This is a genomic window from Streptomyces sp. NPDC055078 (genome assembly GCF_053607985.1).
On sequence record NZ_JBSGUP010000947.1, the window covers coordinates 1 to 2,310 of the forward strand.

Annotated in this window: 3 protein-coding genes; all 3 read left to right on the forward strand. The window is 69.4% G+C overall.

Features of this window, described 5'->3' with window-relative positions; translation table 11 throughout:
* Positions 1 to 258: hypothetical protein (locus ACWF94_RS38965; protein WP_453499788.1), on the forward strand; the 258-nt coding region annotated here is incomplete at its 5' end.
* On the forward strand, positions 255 to 1,658 hold the full coding sequence (locus tag ACWF94_RS38970; protein WP_453499790.1) for an amidohydrolase family protein: 1,404 nt from the start codon (positions 255 to 257) through the stop codon (positions 1,656 to 1,658). The genes ACWF94_RS38965 and ACWF94_RS38970, both read left to right, overlap by 4 nt.
* Positions 1,659 to 1,734: 76 nt before the next feature.
* A complete protein-coding gene (locus tag ACWF94_RS38975) occupies positions 1,735 to 2,202 on the forward strand; it encodes a VOC family protein (protein WP_453499792.1) in 468 nt (155 codons plus the stop codon).
* The last annotated feature ends 108 nt before the right edge of the window (positions 2,203 to 2,310 follow it).

The following is a 2,310-nucleotide window of genomic DNA, read 5'->3' on the forward strand; positions in this document are numbered from 1 at the left end:
CGCCACGACGGCGACAGCGACAGCGACAGCGACGAGGACGGCAGCGGCGAGGACCGCGGCGCCGTCTGCGGCGCCGCCCGCCACGAACTGCTGCTGTCACTGACGATGCTGGCCTCGACAGCGGGGCTCGGTGTCACGGTCGCGGACCTGCGCGCGTGGGCCGAAGCGGCCGGAGCCGAGTTGGCCGGCTCGTTCGAGCCGGTGCCGCGCCAGCACGTCCGCCTCATCCGCTCCCGCACCCCGGAGGCCACCTCGTGAATTCCCCGTACGCCACGGCACCCGCCGACACCCTGATCGTCAACACCCTCGTCGTGACGATGGACGACTCCCGCCGCGTGATCAGCGACGGCGCGGTCGCCATCCGGGACGACCTGATCGTGGCCGTCGGCAAGACCGCCGACGTGACCGCCCAGTGGCACAGCGACACCGTCATCGCCGGCGAGCGGTTCGTCGTCACCCCGGGGCTGATCAACACCCATGTGCACATCACCGGCGAACCGCTGACGCGCGGCTTCGTCCCGGACGACACCCCGTTCCTGGAGAACGTCTTCGAGTGGCTCACGCCGATCCACACGCACTACACCGAGGAGGACGAACACATCTCGGCCCAGCTCGCGGCGCTGGAGATGCTCAAGAGCGGAACGACCGCGTTCCTGGAGGCCGGCACGGTCCGGTTCATCGACCCGGTCGTCGAGGCCCTCAGCGAGATCGGCATCCGCGCCCGCGTCGGACCGTGGGCGTGGGATCTCGTACCCGAGCCGGCGGTGCTGCGCCTCACGACCGCGCAGGCGATCGCGCGACTGAACGACACGATGGAACGGTACGCCTCGGTGGCCAATGGCCGTATCCAGGCATGGCCGATCATCATCGGCCACACCTGTTGCAGCGACGAGCTGTGGCGGGCCGCGAAGGGGCTTTCGGTCGAGTGCGGCACCGGGTTCAGCGCCCATATGTCGCCGGCGGCGATGGATCCCGAGGGGTTCCTCGCCGCGTTCGGGCAACGGCCGATGGTGCACCTCGACGAACTGGGCGTGCTGGGCCCGAACGTGATCCTGACCCACGCCGTCCATGTCGATGACGACGAGGTGGCGCTGCTCGCCAGGACCGGGACGAGCGTGTCGCACTGCCCGACCACGGCGCTCAAGGTGTCCTACGGCGTGACCCAGATCGGCAAGTTCCCCGAGATGGTCGCCGCCGGTGTGAACGTGGCGATCGGCACCGACGGCAACAACGCCTCGAACTACCACGACCTGATGCGCGCGACCTACCTGGTCGCCGGCCTGTTCAAGGACGCCCGGCGCGACGCCACGATCTTCCCGGCCGAGGACGCGTTCGCGATGGCCACCCGCAACGGCGCCCGCGGACTGCGGGCCGAGGACGAGATCGGCTCGATCGAGACGGGCAAGAAGGCCGACCTGGTCCTGCACGACACGAACCGGCCGGAGTGGCGGCCACTGCACAACGTCGCCAACCAGCTCGTATGGTCGGCCGACGGGCGGGGCGTACACACCGTGTTCGTCGACGGGCGGCGCGTCGTGGACGACTACCGCTGCACGACGATCGACGAGGACGACCTGCTGCGCCGCGCCCAGACCGCAGGCGAGGGCATCGTGGCCCGCTCCGGCCTGCCCGACCGGGCCAAGTGGCTCACCATCTGACCACACGGCCGCGCGTCGCGGCCGGGCCGAACGAAACGCATGAACAACGAAACGCATGAATGAGGAGAGCCGAACCATGGCAGAACTGACCGAACCCCGCTGGACCCACGTCGCCATCCCGGTCAGCGATCTGGACCAGTCGATCGAGTTCTACGAGCACATCACCCCGCTGGTGCTGGTCACCAGGAACACGGACAGCAACGGGCGCAGCGCCTGGCTGTCGAACAAGGGCCAGGTCGACTCACCCCTCGTCCTCGTCCTCGCCGAGTTCATTCCCGAGGTCGGGGCCCGCTTCGGCATCGAGCCGGGCGAGAAGGTGCCGACGCTGGCGCCGTTCGCGCACATCGGTATCGAGCTGCCCAACCGCGAGGATGTCGACGCGGTCGCGGCGAAGGCGCGCGAGACGGGCAACCTGCGGTGGGAGCCGATGGACATGGCCGCCCACATCGGGTACATCTGCGCCGTGAACGACCCCGACGGGAACACGATCGAGTTCTCGCACAACCAGAAGGTGTTCTCGACCATCCAGGAACTCTGGGGCTGAGCTGAGCACGGAGCCGGCCGCACACTCCTCGGCCGACCCGCCGTCGGCGAGGACGCCCTCGGGCACGTAGTGCGGATCCCTGAAGCTCCCGACGAACCCGGCAGGGGC

What these genes read in the sequence shown, in the direction of transcription:
- ACWF94_RS38975 (WP_453499792.1), top strand. Translation starts at nt 1,735, where the DNA reads ATGGCAGAACTGACCGAACCCCGCTGGACCCACGTCGCCATCCCGGTC.